The sequence below is a fragment of the Aeromicrobium sp. PFPM2_SD2 genome (genome assembly GCF_057364525.1).
This window is the reverse complement of the sequence record NZ_JBNFNZ010000665.1, coordinates 1-910: the sequence shown is the minus strand read 5'-3', so window position 1 is coordinate 910 and position 910 is coordinate 1. Positions and strand designations below refer to the sequence as shown.

At 71.4% G+C, this 910-nt stretch carries 2 protein-coding genes; one reads left to right on the top strand and one right to left on the bottom strand.

The window, feature by feature from the left end:
* Window positions 1–451 (bottom strand): MarR family winged helix-turn-helix transcriptional regulator (locus tag AC2W7G_RS17285; protein ID WP_485869525.1); only part of this gene is annotated, 451 nt, incomplete at its 3' end.
* An 87-nt stretch (window positions 452–538) separates the two neighbouring features.
* Between AC2W7G_RS17285 and AC2W7G_RS17280 the strand changes: the two genes are divergently transcribed.
* Window positions 539–910: alcohol dehydrogenase catalytic domain-containing protein (locus tag AC2W7G_RS17280; RefSeq protein ID WP_485869524.1), on the top strand; the 372-nt coding region annotated here is incomplete at its 3' end.

Sequence of the window (910 nt, the reverse complement as noted above, 5' to 3'; positions counted from 1 at the left end):
CATGTGCTCGCGCACCGGCCCGAGCAGGTCGACCAGGGCGAGGGCCCGGTCCCGGGGCGAGCGGCTCGAGCAGCAGCTGCTCCAGCACCTCCTGGTGGCCCGGCATCACGCGCTCCAGCCGCTCGCGGCCGGCGGCGGTCAGCGAGACGGCGACGACCCGCTCGTCGTCCTCGCTGGGCCCTCGCGTCACCAGGCCCGCCTTCTCCAGCAGGCCCACCTGGTAGGTGAGGCCGCTGCGGCTGTGGACGATGCCGTCGGCGAGGTCGGTCATGCGCACGGCCTCGGCCGGTGCGTAGTAGAGCGTCGCCACCACCTGGAACTGCACGTAGCTCAGGTCCCCGTCCTCGCGCAGCTGCTGCTCGACGGCGTGGCGCAGCATCGCCGCCACCTCCATCACCGCGAAGTACGCGCCCAGCAGGTCCGGGTCCAGCGTCGGCTCGCGAGAAGTCATGTCGGCATCCTACTTGATTCGAATTCGAAGCAGTGCTACGTTCCTGATATCGCTTCGAATTCGAAGCATCTATCGAGAGGCACGATCATGAAGGCAGTCCGGTTCCACCAGTACGGCGCTCCCGAGGTCCTCCGCGTGGAGGAGGTCCCGGAGCCGCTCCCGGCGGCCGGCCAGGTGCGGGTCCGCATCGAGGCCACGTCGTTCAACAACGTCGACGGCAACGTCCGCGCGGGCTTCATGCAGGGCCCGATCCCGGTCGTCCTCCCCCACACGCCCGGCCGGGACGTCGCCGGCACGGTGGACGCGCTCGGCGAGGGCGTCACCGGCCTGCAGGTGGGCGACCGCGTCGTCGGCTTCCTGCCCATGGTCGAGGACGGCGCCACCGCCGAGCTCGTCCTCGTCGCAGCGGACGCAACTGACCGCCGCGCCCACGTCCGTCCCCGCTCGCGGACGCCGCCG